Here is a 463-nt window from a genome sequence, read left to right as displayed (position 1 = left end):
TGCCCTTACCGATGAAGGGTTGGCGCATTTTGAGACAGCCTATCCGGGAGAGGCCATTTCCAAGGAGGATGTCTTCTACTACATCTATGGTCTGCTCCATTCTCCCGACTATCGTGCCAAGTACGCGGATAATCTGGCCAAGGAACTGCCCCGCATTCCCTGCGTGCCGGGAGCAGAGAAGTTTTGGGCGTTTTGTGAGGCAGGGCGACAACTGGCTGACTTGCACCTGAACTACGAAACTGTGGAGCCGTATCCGCTGAGCCTCACGGTTCACGGGAATGTGCCTCTGACCGATGACGATTACCGCGTGGTCAAGATGCGTTACGGTAAGACTGGGAAGGAAAAAGACCTGACCACGATCCACTACAATGACCGGATTACGATTTCAGAGATTCCCCTGGAAGCCTACGAGTACATCGTGAACGGGAAGCCTGCGCTGGACTGGGTGGTGGAGCGCCAGTGC

1 protein-coding gene is annotated in these 463 nt (G+C 55.3%); it reads left to right on the top strand.

Annotation, left to right across the window (positions count from 1 at the left end):
* Positions 1-463: type ISP restriction/modification enzyme (locus IV91_RS0115250; RefSeq protein WP_031599628.1), on the top strand; the 463-nt coding region annotated here is incomplete at both ends.

It is taken from the genome of Ferrovum myxofaciens (assembly GCF_000735045.1).
Lineage (GTDB): Bacteria > Pseudomonadota > Gammaproteobacteria > Burkholderiales > Ferrovaceae > Ferrovum > Ferrovum myxofaciens.
This window is presented reverse-complemented; position numbering and strand designations above follow the sequence as displayed.